This is a genomic window from Sphingobacterium sp. 18053, assembly GCF_902706145.1.
GTDB classification, from domain to species: Bacteria; Bacteroidota; Bacteroidia; order Sphingobacteriales; family Sphingobacteriaceae; genus Sphingobacterium; species Sphingobacterium paramultivorum.
Map to the genome: position 1 here is coordinate 416,440 of NZ_CACSJW010000002.1, position 20,317 is coordinate 436,756.

Sequence of the window (20,317 nt, forward strand, 5' to 3'; positions counted from 1 at the left end):
ATAACAATCGGTAAAAAGGGACGAAGTTTCGTCCCTTTTTTATTTCATATCCCAACGTTATTAAGTCTCTCCATTCCAACAGATACAGCTGGCATATTCAACCACTCATGCTAAGCCGAATATCTACGATCTCCTAGCTAATATTTCACGGCGAATAATTAACTTTGTATTATGAGTGAAGAAAAATCATTAAATTTTATCGAGGAAATTGTCGAAGAGGATCTTCGTACAGGGAAGCATGGCGGACGTGTATTGACACGTTTTCCTCCTGAGCCAAATGGTTACCTCCACATTGGTCACGCCAAATCCATCTGCTTGAATTTTGGATTAGCACAGCAGTATAATGGCAAGACTAATCTACGTTTTGATGACACTAACCCTGTCACTGAGGACACTGAGTATGTTGAAAGTATCAAGAAAGATATTCAATGGCTTGGATTCCAGTGGGCAGAGGAATTATATACTTCAGATTATTTCGAGACACTATATAGTTATGCCGTTGATCTAATTAAAAAAGGTCTAGCTTATGTCGACGACAGCACTGCTGAAGAAATTGCAGCAGCAAAAGGTACCCCAACAGAACCGGGTGTTCCAACTCCCTATCGCGATAGGTCTATTGAGGAAAATCTAACCTTATTCGCGGCTATGCGTGCCGGTAAATACCAAGATGGTGAAAAAGTGCTACGCGCAAAGATTGATTTAGCTAGCCCGAATATGCATTTGCGTGATCCTTTGTTATACCGCATCAAACATGCACATCATCACAGAACAGGGAATCAATGGTGTATCTACCCGATGTATGATTTTGCGCATGGACAATCAGATTCCATTGAGAAAATTACACATTCGATCTGTACGCTGGAATTTATTCCACACCGTCCACTTTATGATTGGTGTATTGATAAATTGGAGATTTTCCCTTCTAAACAATACGAATTTGCACGTTTGAATATGACTTATACCGTCATGAGTAAACGTAAATTGCTGCAGTTAGTCAATGAGAAGTTTGTTGAAAGCTGGGACGACCCGCGTATGCCTACGATCTCAGGATTACGCAGAAGAGGGTACACACCTGCGAGTATCCGCAACTTCTGTGAAAAAATCGGTGTTCAAAAACGTGAAAACATGATCGATGTCAGTCTTTTGGAATTTTGTATCCGTGAGGATCTCAACAAAACGGCATGGCGCAGAATGGCTGTTCTTGATCCAATCAAATTGGTGATCACAAACTATCCTGATGGTCAGGTAGAGGATCTTGTCGGTGAGAACAATCCAGAAGTCGAAGGTGGTGAAGGTTCACGCTCCATTCCATTTTCAAAAGAGCTCTGGATAGAGCGCGATGATTTTATGGAAGATGCACCAAAAAAATTCTTCCGTTTAGGCCCTGGGCTTTCCGTACGTTTGAAACATGCTTACATCGTCACCTGTCATGATTTTGTGAAAGATGAAAACGGCAATGTAACGGAAGTTCATTGTACGTATGTTCCAAACTCAAAATCAGGAGAAGACACTTCGGGATTAAAAGTAAAAGGAACAATCCACTGGATCTCGGTTCCACATGCAAAAGAAGCCGAAGTGAGATTGTACGACAGATTGTTCAATGATGAAAATCCTGCTGCTGCAGAAGATTTTAAAGCATCGATCAATCCGGAAAGCCTACATATTATTGAACGTGCTTACATTGAACCGGATCTTGCGAATGCAACGCCGGGGAAAGGATATCAGTTTATACGATTGGGGTATTTTACCTTAGATACACATTCAACTCCAGCTCATTTAGTCTTTAACCGTACGGTTACATTAAAAGACTCTTGGGGTAAGGAAGTAAAGAAAAACGCGTAAAACCGTAACCCATAAAAAGAAGAGGTTGGAAGTGATTCCAACCTCTTCTTTTTATAGTGTATTCTTATCCCCAATATTCCCCAGCATGCCGGATTTATATCCCCATCAATCTTGCTAAACTACACCTCTGTCAACCTCTTGAAACATCAGCGCTCATAGCATAAAGCTTCGCAAAGAATCCACTCCTGCTCGAAAATGACCACCTTTTATCAGATTAGCCCGTTCTCAATCCAGATAACTGCTTGAAAACTGCCTGCTCTTTTACTTTCTTCGAACTGAAAAACTACAAGAGACGATTTATGCCCTCCCGTACTTCTCTTTTTTTTACAGCAGTAATTTATAAAGGTACATCATCTGCAATAAGAAAAACATCGTATCATTCATTTTTCAACCTGATTATCGTCACTCTTTTGCCGTGATTTTAGCAATAGTTTTACAGCAAACAAAATACCCTTAATGATATGAAAAAGCTACTTTTAATTGCACTAACACTCACCCTAGGCGCACTAAGTTTACAGGCACAAACAATCCCCAATCAACGCTGGCAAATGAGACTCAGAGGTGTGACAGTCATGCCAAACGAATCGGCCAATATTAATACTATAGGCGGAGACGTCGACATCAATACAAAATTTATCCCTGAACTGGACTTCACCTATTTCTTCACAAAAAACATTGCGGCGGAATTGATTCTTGGGACTACAAAACATAAAGTTAATACAACAGGTTCAAATTTAACTGCCATTGGTGGCAGTTCATCCAGCAATGTCGATCTTGGCAGTGTATGGCTCCTTCCACCTACACTGACAGCTCAGTATCATTTCTTCCCCGATGGTGCCATTAAACCTTATGTAGGTGCAGGAATAAATTATACAATATTCTATAGCGTCAACGCGGGACAAACGGTAAAAAATGTAAAATACGATAATGCTTTCGGTTTTGCGACTCAGCTGGGAATTGATTTTAAGCTATCTGAAAAATATTTCGTGAATTTGGATGCGAAGTATATTCTTTTAAAAACAGATGTCAATGTTGATGCATCAAATCTTGCACCTAACTTATCCATACCGGCAAAAGTTGACATCAATCCCTTCCTGCTCGGCTTTGGAGTCGGCATGAAATTCTAATCATTTGGCTCATTCCCTATCCTATATGTATCGAGGCCTCTTCCAATATTTTAGAAGAGGCCTCATCTGGTTTTTTTACCTCAAGTATAGCAGTCAATTTACCGTTTAGGCAGACCGCGTAAATTTGGTTCAGTGCGTCATCAAAATTATTCTACTCCGTACCAATTTTGATATTGCTGTCTCAAGCGCTCAACACGTGCCAATCGCTTGGTATCTTTTGCTTCCAATAAAATAGCCTTATACCGGTCTACAGAGTCCAAACCGGTCTGAATATCATTCCACTCGAAGCTCAGGTTTTTCTTATCCGACACCAACTGATGTAGATACTCCATATTTTCAGCCACATAATCAAGGTTTCGGTCCATCATCCTGTTGGCTAGCTGAGGTTGTCCCGAACGATATAGACTGTCGATAATATCGGCATAATTGATGGCATCCGACATCGCATATACGCGATCTGGTAATTGATCGTATGCTTTTTTTGCTACTTCCCCAGCTTGTTTGACCTGACCATTGGCCAAGAGCATCCGGGCGGCTTTTCCAAATATATCACGGGCGTACATACTTGTAAAGCGAAACGAATCTGTATCTAAATACTGTGCATTTTTAACATTGCCCCAATGATACGTATGCATAATATTGTTATATAATGCTTCCATGTTAACTAGCCCGGCCTGCTCATTTCGTTTTCCTGTCGACTGATCTGTAGCAGCGACGGGCATCAATCGGGAAGTAAAGCCTTCATTGACCAGGTATTTATCCAGGCCCAATTTAATGTCACTTGGCAGCATGTTCGAAAAATATATTGGTCTGTCCCAATGGTTATTTTCAAGCACCGATAACAAGGTTAGATCCGCCCTGGTCAGATGATCATTCGGAATTTCCCATTCCATTGCAGAAACAATAGCACTCTGAAAATAAGCCGGAACCGCTTTTTTCTTAACCACCTCCTCTTTATCAATGCGCAATTGGACCTTCTTGGAAGGGAAATAGTTTTCCATATCACCGGAATTCAACTGAACTTTATACTCGGGATCATCCGATGTGACAAACTGTAATAGTTGCTGTATATCTACCGCATTGTCAAGTTGTCTATCCACAAAAGGGATATAATCACGAACGCCTTTTTTTGTCTTTTCAGCTGGGATCGTCACGGGAAGACCTGCCGCTTGATACGTCGGCTGCTTGGCCTGTTGCATATACCAGTCGCCAGTCAGATAACTTAATACCACAACCCGAACATCCGGACGTACTCCTTCCACTTCTTGCAAATACCAAACAGGAAATGTATCATGATCTCCATAGGTAAATAGAATAGCATTTGGAGCACAGGATTCTAAATAATTACGTGCCATATCCCTTGCCAGCGATTTTTCAGAACGATTATGATCATCCCAATTTTGATGGGCCAAAATAATGGGACCGCCCAATAAAGCGAAAGAAATACCTGTCGCTAACGCATACCGTGTTTGTACAAAACGATTGAGAAACCGAACAAATGCTATTGCTCCCAATCCGATCCAGATCGCAAACGCATAAAAAGATCCTACGTAAGCATAATCTCGTTCCCGAGGTTGCATGGGAGTTTGGTTGAGATAAACAACGATCGCTATTCCCGTAAACACAAACAGTAAGGTCAAGACCAAGGTATAAGGTTTATTGTTTCGATACAACCAGATCGCTCCGGCTATTCCCAATAGCAATGGAAGGAAAAAATAGGTATTCCGGCTCGGGTCATGCTTCTGTGATTGGGATATTTTATCTTGCCCTCCTAAACGCCAATTATCCAATGGTTTAATCCCCGACAACCAGTTGCCGTCACTATAGGTCCCATACCCTTGCCTGTCATTCTGTCTACCGACAAAATTCCACAAGAAATATCGGGTGTACATATCGCCCAGTTGAAAATTAAAAAAGAACTTAAAATTATCCGAGAATTGTGGCTGCTGCCCCTCCTTCAAATTGAGGTAACTCCTATAATAAGCCTGATGGGCTCCATCTTGACTATATATGCGGGGAAAGAAGGTTTCCTTATCAAACGTATACTTATCGACCTGACTAAAAGGAATATACCCTGATTCATCTTTGCGATAACCGGTTTTACTCTCTACACCAACGACTTGTGAATCATAGTTGGGTCCTTTGAGTAAAGGCTCCCGGATATATTGCTCCCGGCTCAGATAACCCAAAAAAGAAAACACATTGTCCGGCGCATTATTGTTTAACGAGGGATTCGCTTTTCCACGGATCAAAACCATGGTATAGGAGCTATACCCAAATAGAATAAAACAAAAAACCAGCAACCCGGTATGCAGTGTGTATTGCCGCTTTTTATAAGAATAATATAGCCCATAAATGAGGAAGCTCCCCAACAGCAGACAAAAGAAGAAGATGCCTGAGCCAAAGCCCAAACCTAGCGAGTTTACAAACAAGAGGTCTACCTTAGCTGCGAGACCGACCAACCATTGAATAATTCCCCACAAAACGGCCCCCAAGATCAGCACTCCTACCAAGAAAGCTTTTACTGTACCTTTCGCATTAACCTGCCCTGCTCTCCTGAAATAGACAACCATCGCTATAGCCGGGATTGCCAACAGATTTAATAGGTGCACTCCGATTGAAAGGCCCATAACAAAAGCAATAAAAACCAGCCAACGATCGCTACCTTCTTCATCTTCACGCACTTCCCACTTTAAAATTGCCCAAAAAACAATCGCTGTACACAATGAAGACATCGCATATACCTCAGATTCAACAGCCGAATACCAGAATGAATCACTGAAGCAGAAAGCCATTGCACCAACTAAACCCGCAGCAAAAATTTGGAAATAATTCGATAATTGAACTTTCTCTTGCCTGTTGAGTATCCTTTTGGCAATTGCTGTTATCGTCCAGAATAAAAATGTAACAGTAAGCCCACTGCAGATTGCGGATCCAATATTCATCCAATAGGCAATTTTACCTGCATTACCAAAAGCCAGGTTGGAAAATATATTCTGAATAAGAAGAAATAATGGTGCTCCCGGTTGGTGTGCCACTTCTAGCTTGTAGGCACAGGCAATAAATTCACCACAATCCCACCAGCTTACCGTCTTTTCAACGGTGGCGATATATACACATGTAGCAATTAGTCCGCAAGCAAAGCCGAGTAGAGAATTTAATCTAGTGTACTTCATAAGGTCAATTTGGTCTATTGTTAAAATCCTTTTTAGCACTTTAAGTTAAAAAGTTATCCTGACTCCAATAAGTTAATTAACACTATTTAACACAAGTATCTGACTATAAACAGGCTACTCAACCCTGAATATAGAGACCGACCTAAACCACACTATCGAAATTATGGACTTATTTCGGGCTTTCACAACCAATATTACAATAAAAAAAGGAAGCTTATTGGCTCCCTTTTCGTATTATTTTTATGAGTTAGGCTAGTTTTTCAACAATTTTCTTTGTTGGACCAGGATTACTCATCGTATAGAAATGTAATACCGGAGCGCCAAATTTAATCAGCTCCTGACATTGTTGCACCAACCACTCCTCACCGACTTGTCTGACGTCGGCATTCGTTTTACATGCTGAAACAGCATCGCTCAGTTCCTCCGGAATATCTAAATGAAATATCCTTGGTAAGGTCACCAACTGCTTTTTCGTTGTCAATGGTTTTAATCCTGGAATAATAGGCACATGGATTCCATTGTCTCTACATTTTGTTACAAACTCTTTGTATTTCTCAACATTAAAGAACATCTGAGTCACAATAAACTCTGCTCCCATATCGACTTTTTGTTTCAGATATTTAAAATCAGTATTGAAATTTGGCGATTCAAAATGCTTTTCGGGATATCCCGCTACTCCGATGCAAAAATCAGTCTTTTCCGATGTGATAATGTCTTCATGCAGATACTTTCCTTTATTCATATCAGTTACCTGTTCCAATAGGTCTGTTGCAAAAGCATGTCCACCATCGCTCGGTATGAAATCGGCATCGCCTTTACGTGCATCTCCCCGCAATACCAAGACGTTATCTATCCCCAGGAAGTTCAAATCGATCAGGGCATTTTCAGTTTCCTCTTTTGTAAAACCACCACATATCAAATGGGGCACCGCATCTACTTTATATTTATTCATGATTGCAGCACATATCGCCACTGTCCCAGGACGTTTACGATAGGAAACGCGTTCCAGTAATCCACTCGCATGCTCTTTATAGATATAATCTTCCCGATGGTAGGTTACGTCGATAAAAGGAGGTTTAAACTCCATCAGTTCATCCATGGTTTTAAAAATACTTTGGATGCCCTGCCCTTTCGCCGGTGGCAATAGCTCAAAAGAAAACAATGTTTTTCCTTTGGCATTCTGGATATGATCGATAATCTTCATTAAAAAACTGTTTTTAGTTTGGTTGGCTTACATCGAAACGCACAAGTCGAGGAATCGTTTATCTACATGTAACTTATCTTTCCCACATGGAGTAGGGTAGAATTTAGCACCTTGAACAATACAGGTTGCTAAGGCTTCAACGGGTCTAGTCCCTCGGCCTTTCTCTATAAGCGTTGCTAATATCGTTTTAAAAAATCAAAAGACAAAAATATTTTTTCGAAAAGGCAAAAATAGCGGCAAAAAGACTGCAATAAATGCGGCTTCAGGTTTATTCCCAGTCAACAACAGGAATTTACGCTCCACCAAAAGTAAAAGACTTAAAAAAACAGATAAAATTAACGATCGAGGATCATCGACAGCGAAGAGATTGACTATGCCACAACAGGATTGGCTAAAGATTCGCTGCCAGGGAATTCCGTAGATTTTTGAGATAAAATGTGATCAATAAGAGTCCTGTAACATGGTACTCCTCTTTCGATCCAAATTTAAAACCATCAAATAAATATTGATAGGCGACTAATGCATTTTTTTCGTTGTAAAATAATTCCTTCCAAGAATCGGGAACATCTGCCCATGCCTTGAGCACAATGCCATTCTCAGCATAAATAATGGGTGATTCAACACCATCCATTCGATAATCGTGATGTGTACCAGAACTTGATATGTGTTGGAAATAAGCGATAGAATAATCTACAAAATTCAATGCCCTAGCTTTTATCTCCTTTTCACTTTCTGATTTTACAGGGGCATTTCGCCATAGATTCACTTGGCTATCAAATTTGCTGGGGGTCTCCCGGATAGGGGTTTTATCTAACGCAAAGTTGATATAAAGTCTTTCGCTAGTGGGTATACGTGCTGAGCTAAACTGTGAAAAATCACCTCTCAGCTGAACAAAATCGCTTTTTACCTTAATAATATCTAATGCGAGGCTACCTTTTTTCTCATCGGTCAATTCTAATCGATCGCCGTTGAATCTATACTTACCGAAGAGTAAGATATCATCGATCGCCATGACAAACTTGTCTTTATCATGGAGAGAGAGAAAGGACCGATATATCGTAGGATCATTACCATAGGTATCTGCCTCGACATTTTGGGGTGATTCTCTTTTTACTTTATGATACTCTTCATTTGAATAGCCCAATATCATTTGGTAATTGCCTTCAGGAAAGTCCTTTTTCTTCCCAAAGAAAGCACAAGAAGACAACGAGAATACGAATAGCAGCAGTAATAACGGTTTCAAAATCAATCAATAATTATGGCCAGTAATAATATACAGACCAAGATAAGAAATTACTGCAATAGTTCGTATACTGCTATTTATTTGAATAAGCTCGGGGATATGCTTATTCTTTATAAAGATCCACCAAGCCTTCTGGCAATTCAACTTCAATGATCTCCTCTTCGCCATCGATTCCTAAGATCAAATCATCAGACAACGGGAACATCAGTTCTTTACCGTCCATATTTACCGAGGCGACAAATTGTTGTGGAAATTCCTGGACATCTGTTATTTGCCCCAGTTCACCATGGTTTTCATCAATCACTAAAAAACCGATTAAATCAGTATATCTAAAATCATCTGGATCGCGCTCGGGCATCTTATCATTGGAAAGATATAGCTTTTTACGGACAAGTACTTGAGCCTTATCGATATGATCCACATCCTCAAATGTCACATACGCTGTACTATTTTTTTGAAATTTAATGGTATCAACAAAATAAGGAACAAGCTTTTTGTTCACTTCCACAAAGACAACATCGATATTCAAACTCTCGTATTCCTCGAATTCAAAAAACAGTTGTACTTCTCCTTTAAGACCTCTTGTTTTACTGATGTAACCGATGTAAAAGCTTTGATCAATAGTCATATATTTCGTATTTAGCGATTAGCTGTGAGACATGATTTGGCAAACCATTAGCCTATTGGCTGTTTCAAAAAAAGCCGGCTCAAGATTGAGTCGGCTTTCTCGAATACTTTATGAAAGAATTAACCTTCAGTTTCTTCTGATGCAGGAGCTTCAGTCTCCTCAGCAGCAGTTTCTTCCGCTACAGGAGCATTTTTAGCAGCTACAGCAGCAGCTTTTTCTTCTTTTTTCTTAGCTTCAGCAGCTAAAGCAGCTTTTCTAGTTTCAGCTTTAGTTTGTGCTAAACCATCTTTTTTACCAGTGATTCTTGCATCATTAGCTTCAGTCCAAGCTGTAAATTTAGCTTCAGCAGCAGCTTCATCAAAAGCACCTTTTTTCACACCACCTTGCAAGTGTTTTTTGTAAAGAACACCTTTGTAAGAAAGGATAGCGCGAGCAGTGTCAGTTGGTTGAGCACCTTTATTCATCCAATCCAAAGCTTTTTCAAAATCCAAAACGATAGTTGCTGGATTTGTGTTTGGGTTGTAAGAACCAATACGTTCGATGAATTTACCGTCACGTGGAGCGCGAGAATCCGCTACGACTACGTGGTAAAAAGGACGTCCTTTTTTACCGTGTCTTTGCAATCTGATTTTAGTTGCCATTTTTTAATTTTATTTTATGTATTCAACATATCCCCCGAGCTTCATACTAGAGGGGATGCAAAGATAGTTATTTTTTTTTAATCATCATTATAATTTAATAAAACTTCACTGAAAACGACAGGGTTAGCTCTTATCAACAAGCTCTTTCAACCGTAACACCTACCCCTTAGACCTTCGTCTTTTCTTGCTTCCATACAGCAGCTACAACAAACTTTTCAAAATCAAGGCACAAAACAGCTCCTTTATTCAAAAGGATATCTTTACCAAATGTAAACAGGATGAACCGTTTGGGTACAGTACCTTCGAAATAGTCATCGACATTTTTGCCAATTCACTTTTTACTTTCTACCTTCATTCTATGAAATCTGTTGCGCCATTAAAAATACTAAAAGCTTCAGCCGGTTCGGGAAAAACCTTTAGCTTGACTTTACACTATCTCACACTCCTACTCTCCAACGAGAATAGCTATAAGGAGATTTTGGCGGTGACATTCACCAATAAGGCAACCGCCGAGATGAAGGAACGCATCCTCTCGGTGCTCCATGGCTTGGCAACAGGCAATCGTACCCCTAAAATTGAAGATTTCAGAAAGCTTTTACTCCAGCAGCAGCCAGATTGGAATCCGCATCTGGTACAAGAGAAAGCTTTTCGGGTTTATCGACGTATACTACATGACTACAGTCATTTTACCATAAGTACAATTGATGGTTTTTCCCAAAAAGTCATTCGCGCATTTACGTATGAACTCAATCTTGATGCTGCTTATAAGATTGAAATGAATGTCAATAAAGTGAAAAATGACCTGACAGTCATGCTTAATCAATTGCTGGATGAACGACCCGATCTACTGGATTGGATTATCGCTTATGCGGAAAAGAAAATAGCAAAAAATGAAAATTGGAACTACCGCCAACAATTAATGGGTTTGGCAAGTCTTATTTTCTCTGAAAATTTTCAGGAATTTGATGGTTACATCAATTCTGCCAATCCAAAGGAAGTTTTTAATCTTCTCAATCAAGAAGTTGAACAGAAGATAAACTCCTTCACGGAAGCGCTCTCCATGACAATTGAAGCCTTTAGTGAAACATTTAAGAATTTTAATATCTCCGAAAGTGACCTGAAAGGTAAATCGCGCAATAAAATAATCTCCGCTAGCAAAACCAATAAAAAAACGGAAAAGCTGAGCGCTTCCGAAATCGCCAAGGTACTGGAAAAATATATCCAGTTGATCGACAATGAAGATGCTTTTACAGATAGTGACAAAAATATACGTCATGATCTTATCGCCGCACTCGGGCCCATTCTGGCATCGTTCCAAAAGCTACACGATAATCTATCGGCTTACATTGCTTATCAAGCGGTACAAAGTAATCTCTATTACCTACGCCTGCTCAAGGAAATGAGCGATTTACTGACGCAATGGCGGCGGGACAATGGTGCTCAATTAATCTCCGACTCGCAGATTTTATTAAACAAACTCGGACTTGATGAAAATAGCGATCCAACATTTATCTGGGAGAAGATCGGCAATCGCTTTAACTACTTTTTGTTTGACGAATTTCAGGATACTTCGCGTATTCAGTGGAAAAACTATAGTCCACTATTGATCAATGCATTGGCAGATGCCAAAGGCACAATCAGCGAACACCTGATCGTTGGGGATGTCAAACAGAGTATCTATCGCTGGCGGAATGGGGATTGGCGTATACTCCTGCAACAGGTAGAACAACAGGTTGGTCATACCTTTCACTTAGACGAGGATAGCAAAACCACCTTTATCGAAAACGGAAGCCTCGACACCAATTTTAGAAGTCTTCCAAATATCATCCATTTAAACAATTACCTCTTTAGCAGTATTCCCCAACATCTGCAACAGGTACTGAATGAAAAAGTATTCGAAAGCCTTGATGAAGAAGGTAAACAATGGTGGATTTCTGCTGGCAACGACAATATGCTGGTCAAAGCTTATGAAAACAGCCAACAGGAAGTACCTGAACATAAAAAAGGGAAACTTGACCAATTAGGATCTATCGAAATCTCCTACATTCCTGTCACTGATGGACGCTATAGAAGAAATCAGGTTATTGAAGAATCGTTACTACAACTATGTCAAAAAATAGGCGACTGGATCGGTAGCGGACGATATCAGGCGCAGCAGATCGGCATCCTGGTACGGAGTAATGTGCAGGCTAAATTGGTCATCCAAAAGCTCATGGACTTCAAAAAAGAGCAGCAACTTACATTTGAAGTGATATCTGGTGATGCTTTATCCTTAGCGAGCAATGATGCTGTACTATTGTTGATCGAGACGTTGAAGGCTTTAGTCTATAATTCAGATAAACATACCATCCATAAAGCAAAGATGGTCTATCTCTACCAGCATATTCAAAATAAGACAATCGATCAGAATGCATGGTTAAAATTTGCGAGCAATGACATCCGCGCACTTAAAGATTATCTCCCTGAGGCGCTGATTGACTCCTGGGAAATGGCACAAAAACAGCCTTTAGTTCATTTAATTGAAAAACTCATTGAAATCTACGGTTTCACAACCACAGACAATATCCACCTCCCTTACCTCCTCGCATTCAAAGATATGATCTCAGCTTTCTCCACCAATGGCGAACGTGGCATTATACAGTTCCTGGAGTTTTGGGAAGAAGATGGCAATCGGGCGGTGCTCCCTTCCAACGGAGAAATTGATGCGATCGAGGTAACAACAATTCACAAATCAAAAGGTCTAGCCTATGACGTTGTGATGATTCCATTCTGTTCCTGGGATCTCGATGGCATGATCAATGGCGATTTTTGGATAGAGACCTCGGATACTCCTTTTTCCCAATTGGGAAAAATTCCAATAAAATATACATCTACAGTCGGAAAATCTGTATTTTTCAAGCAATATTTTGAAGAGATGCTGTTCAACTACATGGATGCCCTCAACACATTTTATGTAGCAACAACACGTGCTGTTGAACACCTCTATATTACGGCACCTTCCTTTAAAGAATCTGTTGACAAAAAAACGGGTGAAATTACAGGATATGATATTAAAGACGAATATATCAGCGATGTGCTCTATCAAGTCTTGGATAGCCCGATAGCTCCGTTTGCACTGGAGGAAAAAGGTATACACATCGATCAAACGATCGAACAAAAAAAACATCAGGCTCAAAAAGACAATATTATTTCCCTTCGCCATTACCCCATTTCCAAAGAATTGGAAATGGCCTTAGAAAAATCGAGTACACGTAACATCAATGATATTATGATGCTGGAGAAAGCCGCGCAGTACGGTATATTGGCCCACGATATTATGGCTCAAATTTCAAAGGAAGAAGACATCCATAAACTGGTACGCCAACTGATCCAGGAAGGAATCCTTTCCAAAGAGGAAGAGCCTTTTCTCATGCAGGAGATCAATCAGATCTGGAAGCACCCCATGATCAATAAATGGCTCACCGGAAACTATAAAATCTGGAATGAAGCAAGCATTATTACCGCCAAGGGTGAGACCATTCGTCCAGATAAAGTTTTCACCTCCGTGGAAGAAACAATCGTTCTGGATTTTAAATTCACACAGACAGACTATATTGGGCACAAGTATCAAGTCGACAACTATAAAAAGAATTTGGAGAACCTTGGCTATAACAACGTTAAAGCCTATCTCTATTATGCGAAATCAAATCAATTAACTGAAGTAAAATAATAGCACGATGCAGACAGCCTTTCTAAAATTAGTAGCAGCAGACATTCAAAAACGTTTTGGAAACGATCTGAGTGAAATTGCCATCGTGTTTAATAATAAACGGCCGATTACCTACCTCAAAAAACATCTTGCCGAAGTGTATGGTCAGGCGATCTGGTCGCCGCAGTTTTTTACGATTCAGGAATTTTTCAGACTTTCGACCGATGATACCGAAGCCAGTCCTTTAACCCAATTTTTTCATCTGTTTAATATTCATAATGAGTTATTGGTAGCTGAGGGCAAGCAACCAGAAACGCTGGAAGAGTTCTATCCCATTGCCGAAATTATATTGAGTGACTTTGGTCAACTGGATTATGATCTCGTTCCCATCGAGCAGATCTATCTAGAACTTTATGACAATACCAAAATCGACATTGCTTTTCAACATCTCACGCAAGAACAGCAAGGGTTTATCCGTCAATTTTGGCAGTCCTTTTCTATTGCGGGGCATAGTGGAGTACAAGAGCGCTTTCTTCAACTTTGGAAAAGACTGCCCGTATTATATGATCGGTTCAAAGAAAAGCTCAAAACAGAAGGACAAACCAACTATCCAACAATCTACCGTGATCTGGTTGATGGCAAGGCTACGAATCAGCAGTTTGCATCTTCCTTTCAGCATATCCTTTTTGTCGGTTTCAATGCTTTAAATAAAGCCGAGGCAAAATTATTTAAACAATGGCAGGACAAAGGCAGCGCACTATTCTACTTTGATGCCGATGCCTATTACCTGGAGGACACTATGCAGGAGGCGGGACTTTTTATCCGTCGAAATATTTTTCAAACAGGTTTGATCAATGCCCTTGGCGATAGCCCGAACATTATAGGCAATAGAACCTCAACCGTAAATCTATATGCCAGCACCGGAAAAATCAGCCAAACAAAATTGCTCTATGATATCCTCGAACAGCACCATAACATGGAACAGACCTCTGCCATTCTTCTAGCAGATGAAAACCTACTGGTTCCTTTGCTACAGAGTCTACCCGATGTCAACCCCAACATCACAACGGGATATCCACTGACGCAGTCTCCCATTTTCGGCATCCTGGACCTATGGATGGATGTTCATTTGGAGATATCACAGTTCAAGAGACGGAAGATTCCTTATCAGGTCATAGAGACCTTTATCAACCATCCGCTCAGCATGGTTTCTTTGGCAGATAAACTTCAGATCCAAAAAGAGATTGCCGACAAACAGCTCTTTGAGATCGCATTGGAGGAACTTCATCTCAAAAGCTCCCTGCCTCAATTTTTTGTGCCAATCGAAAATTCTGCGCATTTGATCCCTGCGCTCATTCTGATCGTCGATGACCTATTGCATAGCATCTCTTCTCAGGAGCGCATCCGCCAAATTGACAACAACCTCTTGATCGAAACAAAGAAAACGTTAAATCAGCTGCTACTGGGCTTTGAAACAGTTGCGCCCTTAAGCATCAGCTTCCAGATTGGCTTGATTAAAAAAGCAATCGCCCCAATAAATTCGGCGATAGAAGGAGATCCCCTAGAAGGAATTCAGATTATGGGACTCTTGGAGAGTCGTTGTTTAAATTTTGACAACGTATATATTTTAGGAGCAAATGAAGGCATTCTACCAAAGACATCCAATTCACCGACCTTTATACCCAATAGTCTAAGAAGTGCTTATGGCCTTCCCATATTGGAGAATCAGGATGCCCTGTCAGCTTATTTATTCTATCGCCATTTTCAATACAGTGAAGGAATACATATTTTCTACAATGGCTTAGTGGATGAAAGCTCTACCGGCGAAGAAAGTCGCTTTATCAAACAGCTGGAGTTTGAAAGTAAATTTCAGTTTGACCGAAAAATTCAACAACAGACCATCCAATTTGCAGATAAAGCGCAAGAGATTGTCATCGAGAAACGTGGCGAAGTCTGGGAAAAGATGTATCAGGACTTTATCGTCAACCAGAAACGGATATCTGCCACAGCACTTACAACTTACCTGCAATCCCCATTACAGTTTTTTTTAAAACATATTGCCGGCATCAAAGAACCGCCTTCAATCTCTCAGGAATTTGAGATGAATAAACTGGGAACTGTCATCCATAATGTCATGGAGAAAATATTCCTACCTTTCAAGGGGCAACAGGACTTTACACCGACAACTGTCTTACGGCACGAGATAGACAAGATAGAAGCACAGGTGATTCGTGAAATAGGCCTGCAATATCAGATCGAATTAAAGACAACACATGATCTAAACAGCCTGCAGCGGATCATGTTGAAGATTGCCTGCGAGTATGTCAAGATGTATCTTGAATATGACATCAACAACTACAAAGCGTTTCGAATTATTGAACTCGAGAATGACAACGATTATGTACTGCCCTTTCCTATTCAGATCAATGGAGAAGAACAACAGGTCACACTTTACGGTATCATTGACCGTGTAGACGAAGTCGTAACACACGACGACCGTATCGTCAGTAGAATTGTCGATTACAAAACCGGTGGAGACTCGATCATATTCAAAGGAATCGATCAGGTGTTTGCGCCAAATACCGAAAATAAAGCAATGGTGCAGACGCTATTCTATGCCTATGTATTTGAACAAAAGACAGGAAGAAAACAACTCGAGCCCCATCTCTATGTCGCCCGTAAAATGCGGGAAGAAGGGACATTATTCAGTGGTAAAGAGGGAATATTGACTGATGAATTCCTTGCTTTCCAGAAAGAAAATTTTGTCAGATTTATGCGAGATATTCTTCAGGAAATCTTTAACCCTGATCTCCCATTTCGGCATAACCCGGACTCAATGATTTACCCAAGCGACCCTTATACATTATTCTATCGGGAAGCTAGCAAATGGGTTGATGCAGAAGAATGAGTACAGCAAAGGCTTTAAGAAGAGGTCAAACGAAATGCTGTACAAAAAATACATTTTAAAAACAAAAGGGGACATTTTACTGTCCCCTTTCTATATTAACGTTTATTTCTTTTAATTGCATTATTGGCTCGACGTTTTGCTGTATTAATTTTATAATGGAACCAATGGTCTTTGAAGATCTTTCGCATCGTATTGTCAAAATGCCTTGTGATAAACAGATTACGCGCCCCCTGCAATTTCTCGCTGATCGAATTTGCTAAAGCCCTAACAGAAATCGAATAGCCTTCTGTCTCATATTGAATATAATGCCACCAACCTGCCGGCATATATAAGGTCTCTCCAGGATGAATAACCGCTTCATAACCATCTAAGTACTTAATCCCGGGATATTCCTCTTCACTACTATATTTTGGATTGGCAATACTATGAAAATTGTATGGCAGTTTATACATCAAATCAGATTGATCATTCGGAAAAAGCCAAATACGTTTTAATCCTTGAAATTGAGAAATAAATACGTGTGACATATCAATATCGAAATGGTTACGGGTACTTGACCCCTCTCCACCAAAGAACATAAATGGCAACCATTGCAATACCTTACCTCCTGTGACATCGTTATAAATAACATCGTGTTTCAGTTCAGGACGTATTTTGAGTAGATTGAACAAAAATAACCGTAACTCTGTAGGTTCTTTTGTGATCAGATCCAAATATTCTGCAAATGTCATATGGCCAACAGGAGCACTGGCAGCACGGTCCATTGATTCTTCCTCTTTTCCATAGACATCTATCTTTATATCTCCTGCGATTTCCTTAAAGTAATCATAACTCCATTTCTTCCACGCTGGACTTTCTGCACTTATAAAATCTGATATAATTACAGGAAAACCTGGTTTCAGATAATTCTTTAAAAAGTCCTCTGATTGAATGCCCGAAATTTTATCAACTTGCTTTAACTTCACGACTGACTAATTTTGCTTAATTACAAACATAAAAAAATATTTCTATCAAATTTTAAAAATACTGCCTATGCTTTATTTTTAATTGGAATAAATTATTCCAAGCAATTTAATAGAAATATACTTAAAATCTCAATGACCATCGTCACTTTTATTACATTTTAACATCATCGATTCGACTCGCCACCATTTCTATACCCCTACAGATAAAAATACGATTCATTTATCTTTCATACAATATGAACATACCTCACAAATTGATCATCCGGCCAATTCGTAAAATTGTCATCGTACCATTCCCGATTCGGAATGATAAAACTCAACAACAACGCCCGTAAAAGTCTTTACAGATCTTTGCGGACCTTAAACTACATAAATAACAAAAAAAGGGTCTTAAGAACCCTTTTTTTGTTATTTATGTAGTTTAAGGTACTACTTATTTACCTTTTTGATATATTCTTCTACAGCCATCGTCATACTAGGAGCTTTTGGTGTTGGAGCAGGGATATCTAAAATCAATCCGTGATCTAAAAGTGCCTGTTGAGTAGAAGCACCAAATGCTGCAATCCTGGTATTATTCTGCTTAAAGTCAGGGAAGTTATCATATAAGGACTGTACACTTGAAGGGCTAAAGAACACGATAACATCGTAGAAAACATCTTTCAAATCAGTCAAATCGCTTACAACAGTTCTAAAAAGCACAGCTGGTGTAAATTTATAGCCGTTTTGTTGTAACCAATTACTTGTTTCCTCATTAGCTACATCCGAACAAGGGAACAAGAAATTCTCCCCTTTGTGTTTTTTCAATACCTCTTCAAGGTCTTTCGCGGTCTGTTTACCAAAGAAAATCTTCCTTTTTCTATATTGAATATACTTTTGAAGATAGAGGGCAATCGTCTCTGAAATACAGAAATATTTCATTTCTGCAGACACTTCAAATCGCATCTCTTCACAAATTCTAAAATAATGATCTACAGCATTTCTACTCGTAAATATTACGGCAGAATAATCTGCTAAATTAACCTTATCCCTACGCACATCTTTGGCAGGAACTCCTTCTACGTGTATAAAACCTCGAAAGTCTAATTTTAACCCGTATTTCTTTGCTAAATCATAATAAGGGGACTTATCGTTTTCAGGTTTTGGTAAAGTCACCAGTACACTTTTTACCTTCTTTGCTCTTTCTACGTCTGAAGTTTGCATATTAACCAGTTTTAGCTCAATAATCTTAACAGTATTAATATTGGTGCTATTTCTAGGCAACAAAGGTACAAAATTAAATAGGAAATTGAAAATTTATACATAGACATAATATGAGCCGCGGTCTTAAGAAATCGATAGAAAAAGAGTAAGGCCGCTCCAACGATGGCCAAATGCAGCACAATACCTACTGATGTCAAAGGCACAAGACTCAAAATTAATAGTACAGGAAGCATTAAAAAAAGTGTATTGAAATAAATCAGATACAGCACGGTCACATATTCCTTTACCAACTTTCTAATTTGAAAAACAAAGGATAAGAATCGGATAAATCCGATTTTTAACGCAAACAAAGCACCAACCATTCCCGCAGTCTTCATATAATTGGGAAAAGTAATAAAATCGAATCTATTTAATTCATATGCATAAAATAGACTTACAAATAAGCCTATTGCCCCAGAAAATAATATAAATAGAAAAATAAAGGGCCAAGACGTCAGGATCGTATCCTCTTTGCTTACAGACAATAATACTCTATCATCCCAGTACCCCTGAAAAACCAATTTAATATCAGAAGGGAAAAATACCCGAATCAACCCAACACCAAAGATCAATGCAAGAACCGTAAATAGAATCCAGTTTTCACGATGAGCCTTGAGCGTCCCATATTGCCGATCCAAATTACTTTTTCTCAGTTCACCCTGAAAATACTGCTGTACATCAAAATTATAAATGTTATGAACCCTTAAACCTTCCCCATTCACTGTTATGATCCGATATTGATTCTGTAACGCAGGATTCAAGGATGCCAAAACTTTCTGGTTAGGCGTTTCGACAGAATCCCTGACAACATTTAGACTATCCGTCCTAACGATGCTGCTGTCCTGAACAACTGCCCGTAAAGTCCGTCGCTGTGCATTCGATCCTGTTATTGAAAATAGAAGGAATACTACAAATAGAAAATGATATTTGAAGATAGTTACGCTCATTAAAATGAATTGTCTCTTAACGGCAATGAAATGCTCATGAACCGTCTATATTCGAAACTCTTTAATTGTGGTCGTAAAGTTAGGATAAAAAGTTATATTGCATTCAAAAAATCTTCAGAGAACATGTACAAAGAAATCACCCGTTGTCAATGGTGCGGATCTGACCCACAATACGTAGACTACCACGATAAAGAATGGGGACGACAAGTCCGCGATGACAAAACTTTATTTGAATTTTTGATCTTAGAGTCTGCACAAGCTGGCTTAAGCTGGATCACTATTCTTCGGCGAAGAAAGGCATACCAAGAAGCTTTTGCCAATTTTGATGTTGATCAAGTCGCTGCTTATACCAACGAACATGTTGCTAGACTTTTGGTCGATTCGGGAATTATCAAACACAGGAATAAAATTGAATCCACCATTACCAATGCGCAGCATTTCAAGAAAATCCAAGCAGAATATGGTAGCTTCTACGACTATTTATACACTTTTTTGCCTGAAAAAAAACCAATTGTCAACCACTGGACCAGTTTGCAACAGGTACCTGCAACTACAGCTATTTCTGATAAAATAGCAAAAGACATGAAGAAAAGGGGATTTAAATTTTTCGGTTCTACCATCTGTTATGCTTATATGCAGGCCGTTGGAATGGTGAACGACCATATCGAAACCTGTTCGTTTAAATAAGCTAACCATTAAAATGCGCATA

General features: G+C 39.4%; 13 protein-coding genes and 1 riboswitch. Of the genes, 5 read left to right on the top strand and 8 right to left on the bottom strand.

Going from position 1 to position 20,317, the window contains the following annotated elements:
* The first annotated feature begins 171 nt into the window (after positions 1-171).
* Together GVK91_RS05675 and GVK91_RS05680 are read left to right on the top strand one after the other, a co-directional pair.
* Entirely contained in the window at positions 172-1,842 is a 1,671-nt protein-coding gene (locus tag GVK91_RS05675; RefSeq protein ID WP_182330657.1) for a glutamine--tRNA ligase/YqeY domain fusion protein, read from the top strand.
* Positions 1,843-2,303: 461 nt separating this feature from the next.
* Positions 2,304-2,969 carry an OmpW family protein gene (locus tag GVK91_RS05680; protein ID WP_088163182.1) on the top strand — a complete coding sequence of 222 codons (666 nt, stop codon included), beginning with the start codon at positions 2,304-2,306 and terminating at the stop codon, positions 2,967-2,969.
* Between the two features lie 146 nt (positions 2,970-3,115).
* On the opposite strand, the gene GVK91_RS05685 is transcribed toward GVK91_RS05680, so the two are convergent.
* The 5 genes from GVK91_RS05685 to GVK91_RS05705 all read right to left on the bottom strand — a co-directional run bounded on the left by GVK91_RS05685 (position 3,116) and on the right by GVK91_RS05705 (position 9,861).
* A complete protein-coding gene (locus tag GVK91_RS05685) occupies positions 3,116-6,145 on the bottom strand; it encodes a DUF2723 domain-containing protein (protein ID WP_159727418.1) in 3,030 nt (1,009 codons plus the stop codon).
* 247 nt (positions 6,146-6,392) lie between these two features.
* The gene (locus tag GVK91_RS05690; RefSeq protein WP_153844338.1) at positions 6,393-7,349 is read right to left on the bottom strand and encodes a methylenetetrahydrofolate reductase; all 957 of its coding nucleotides are present in this window, start codon (positions 7,347-7,349) and stop codon (positions 6,393-6,395) included.
* Between the two features lie 70 nt (positions 7,350-7,419).
* Positions 7,420-7,522, bottom strand: a riboswitch (SAM riboswitch).
* A gap of 218 nt (positions 7,523-7,740) precedes the next feature.
* A complete protein-coding gene (locus tag GVK91_RS05695; RefSeq protein ID WP_159727420.1) occupies positions 7,741-8,592 on the bottom strand; it encodes a hypothetical protein in 852 nt (283 codons plus the stop codon).
* 103 nt (positions 8,593-8,695) lie between these two features.
* Complete coding sequence (gene rimM, locus GVK91_RS05700; protein ID WP_075994448.1) at positions 8,696-9,220, bottom strand: ribosome maturation factor RimM; 525 nt, start codon at positions 9,218-9,220, stop codon at positions 8,696-8,698.
* A gap of 119 nt (positions 9,221-9,339) precedes the next feature.
* A complete protein-coding gene (locus GVK91_RS05705) occupies positions 9,340-9,861 on the bottom strand; it encodes a 30S ribosomal protein S16 (protein ID WP_153844340.1) in 522 nt (173 codons plus the stop codon).
* A gap of 358 nt (positions 9,862-10,219) precedes the next feature.
* On the opposite strand from GVK91_RS05705, the gene GVK91_RS05710 reads away from it, so the two are divergent.
* Both GVK91_RS05710 and GVK91_RS05715 read left to right on the top strand, forming a co-directional pair.
* Positions 10,220-13,570 (top strand): exodeoxyribonuclease V subunit beta, encoded by a 3,351-nt coding sequence (locus GVK91_RS05710; RefSeq protein ID WP_159727422.1) that lies wholly within the window; start codon positions 10,220-10,222, stop codon positions 13,568-13,570.
* 7 nt (positions 13,571-13,577) lie between these two features.
* The gene (locus GVK91_RS05715; protein ID WP_159727424.1) at positions 13,578-16,457 is read left to right on the top strand and encodes a PD-(D/E)XK nuclease family protein; all 2,880 of its coding nucleotides are present in this window, start codon (positions 13,578-13,580) and stop codon (positions 16,455-16,457) included.
* 95 nt (positions 16,458-16,552) lie between these two features.
* Here the strand turns inward: GVK91_RS05715 and GVK91_RS05720 are convergent, their stop codons facing one another.
* The 3 genes from GVK91_RS05720 to GVK91_RS05730 all read right to left on the bottom strand — a co-directional run bounded on the left by GVK91_RS05720 (position 16,553) and on the right by GVK91_RS05730 (position 19,608).
* Positions 16,553-17,422 (bottom strand): cupin-like domain-containing protein, encoded by an 870-nt coding sequence (locus GVK91_RS05720; RefSeq protein ID WP_088163188.1) that lies wholly within the window; start codon positions 17,420-17,422, stop codon positions 16,553-16,555.
* 429 nt (positions 17,423-17,851) lie between these two features.
* Positions 17,852-18,622, bottom strand: coding sequence for a uroporphyrinogen-III synthase (locus GVK91_RS05725; RefSeq protein WP_075994453.1), 771 nt, complete (start codon positions 18,620-18,622; stop codon positions 17,852-17,854).
* Positions 18,623-18,633: 11 nt separating this feature from the next.
* Positions 18,634-19,608, bottom strand: a complete 975-nt coding sequence (locus GVK91_RS05730) for a DUF4271 domain-containing protein (protein WP_159727426.1) — start codon at positions 19,606-19,608, stop codon at positions 18,634-18,636.
* A 123-nt stretch (positions 19,609-19,731) separates the two neighbouring features.
* Here GVK91_RS05730 and GVK91_RS05735 point away from each other — a divergent pair, with 123 nt between their 5' ends.
* Positions 19,732-20,295: a DNA-3-methyladenine glycosylase I gene (locus tag GVK91_RS05735; protein ID WP_120335085.1), complete on the top strand. Its 564-nt coding sequence runs from the start codon at positions 19,732-19,734 to the stop codon at positions 20,293-20,295.
* The last annotated feature ends 22 nt before the right edge of the window (positions 20,296-20,317 follow it).

Bases quoted from the DNA above. Each gene is read 5' to 3' on its own strand.
- GVK91_RS05675 (WP_182330657.1), top strand. From the start codon at position 172: ATGAGTGAAGAAAAATCATTAAATTTTATCGAGGAAATTGTCGAAGAG.
- GVK91_RS05680 (WP_088163182.1), top strand. From the start codon at position 2,304: ATGAAAAAGCTACTTTTAATTGCACTAACACTCACCCTAGGCGCACTA.
- GVK91_RS05685 (WP_159727418.1), bottom strand. From the start codon at position 6,145: ATGAAGTACACTAGATTAAATTCTCTACTCGGCTTTGCTTGCGGACTA.
- GVK91_RS05690 (WP_153844338.1), bottom strand. From the start codon at position 7,349: ATGAAGATTATCGATCATATCCAGAATGCCAAAGGAAAAACATTGTTT.
- rimM (WP_075994448.1), bottom strand. From the start codon at position 9,220: ATGACTATTGATCAAAGCTTTTACATCGGTTACATCAGTAAAACAAGA.
- GVK91_RS05705 (WP_153844340.1), bottom strand. From the start codon at position 9,861: ATGGCAACTAAAATCAGATTGCAAAGACACGGTAAAAAAGGACGTCCT.
- GVK91_RS05710 (WP_159727422.1), top strand. From the start codon at position 10,220: ATGAAATCTGTTGCGCCATTAAAAATACTAAAAGCTTCAGCCGGTTCG.
- GVK91_RS05715 (WP_159727424.1), top strand. From the start codon at position 13,578: ATGCAGACAGCCTTTCTAAAATTAGTAGCAGCAGACATTCAAAAACGT.
- GVK91_RS05725 (WP_075994453.1), bottom strand. From the start codon at position 18,622: ATGCAAACTTCAGACGTAGAAAGAGCAAAGAAGGTAAAAAGTGTACTG.
- GVK91_RS05730 (WP_159727426.1), bottom strand. From the start codon at position 19,608: ATGAGCGTAACTATCTTCAAATATCATTTTCTATTTGTAGTATTCCTT.
- GVK91_RS05735 (WP_120335085.1), top strand. From the start codon at position 19,732: ATGTACAAAGAAATCACCCGTTGTCAATGGTGCGGATCTGACCCACAA.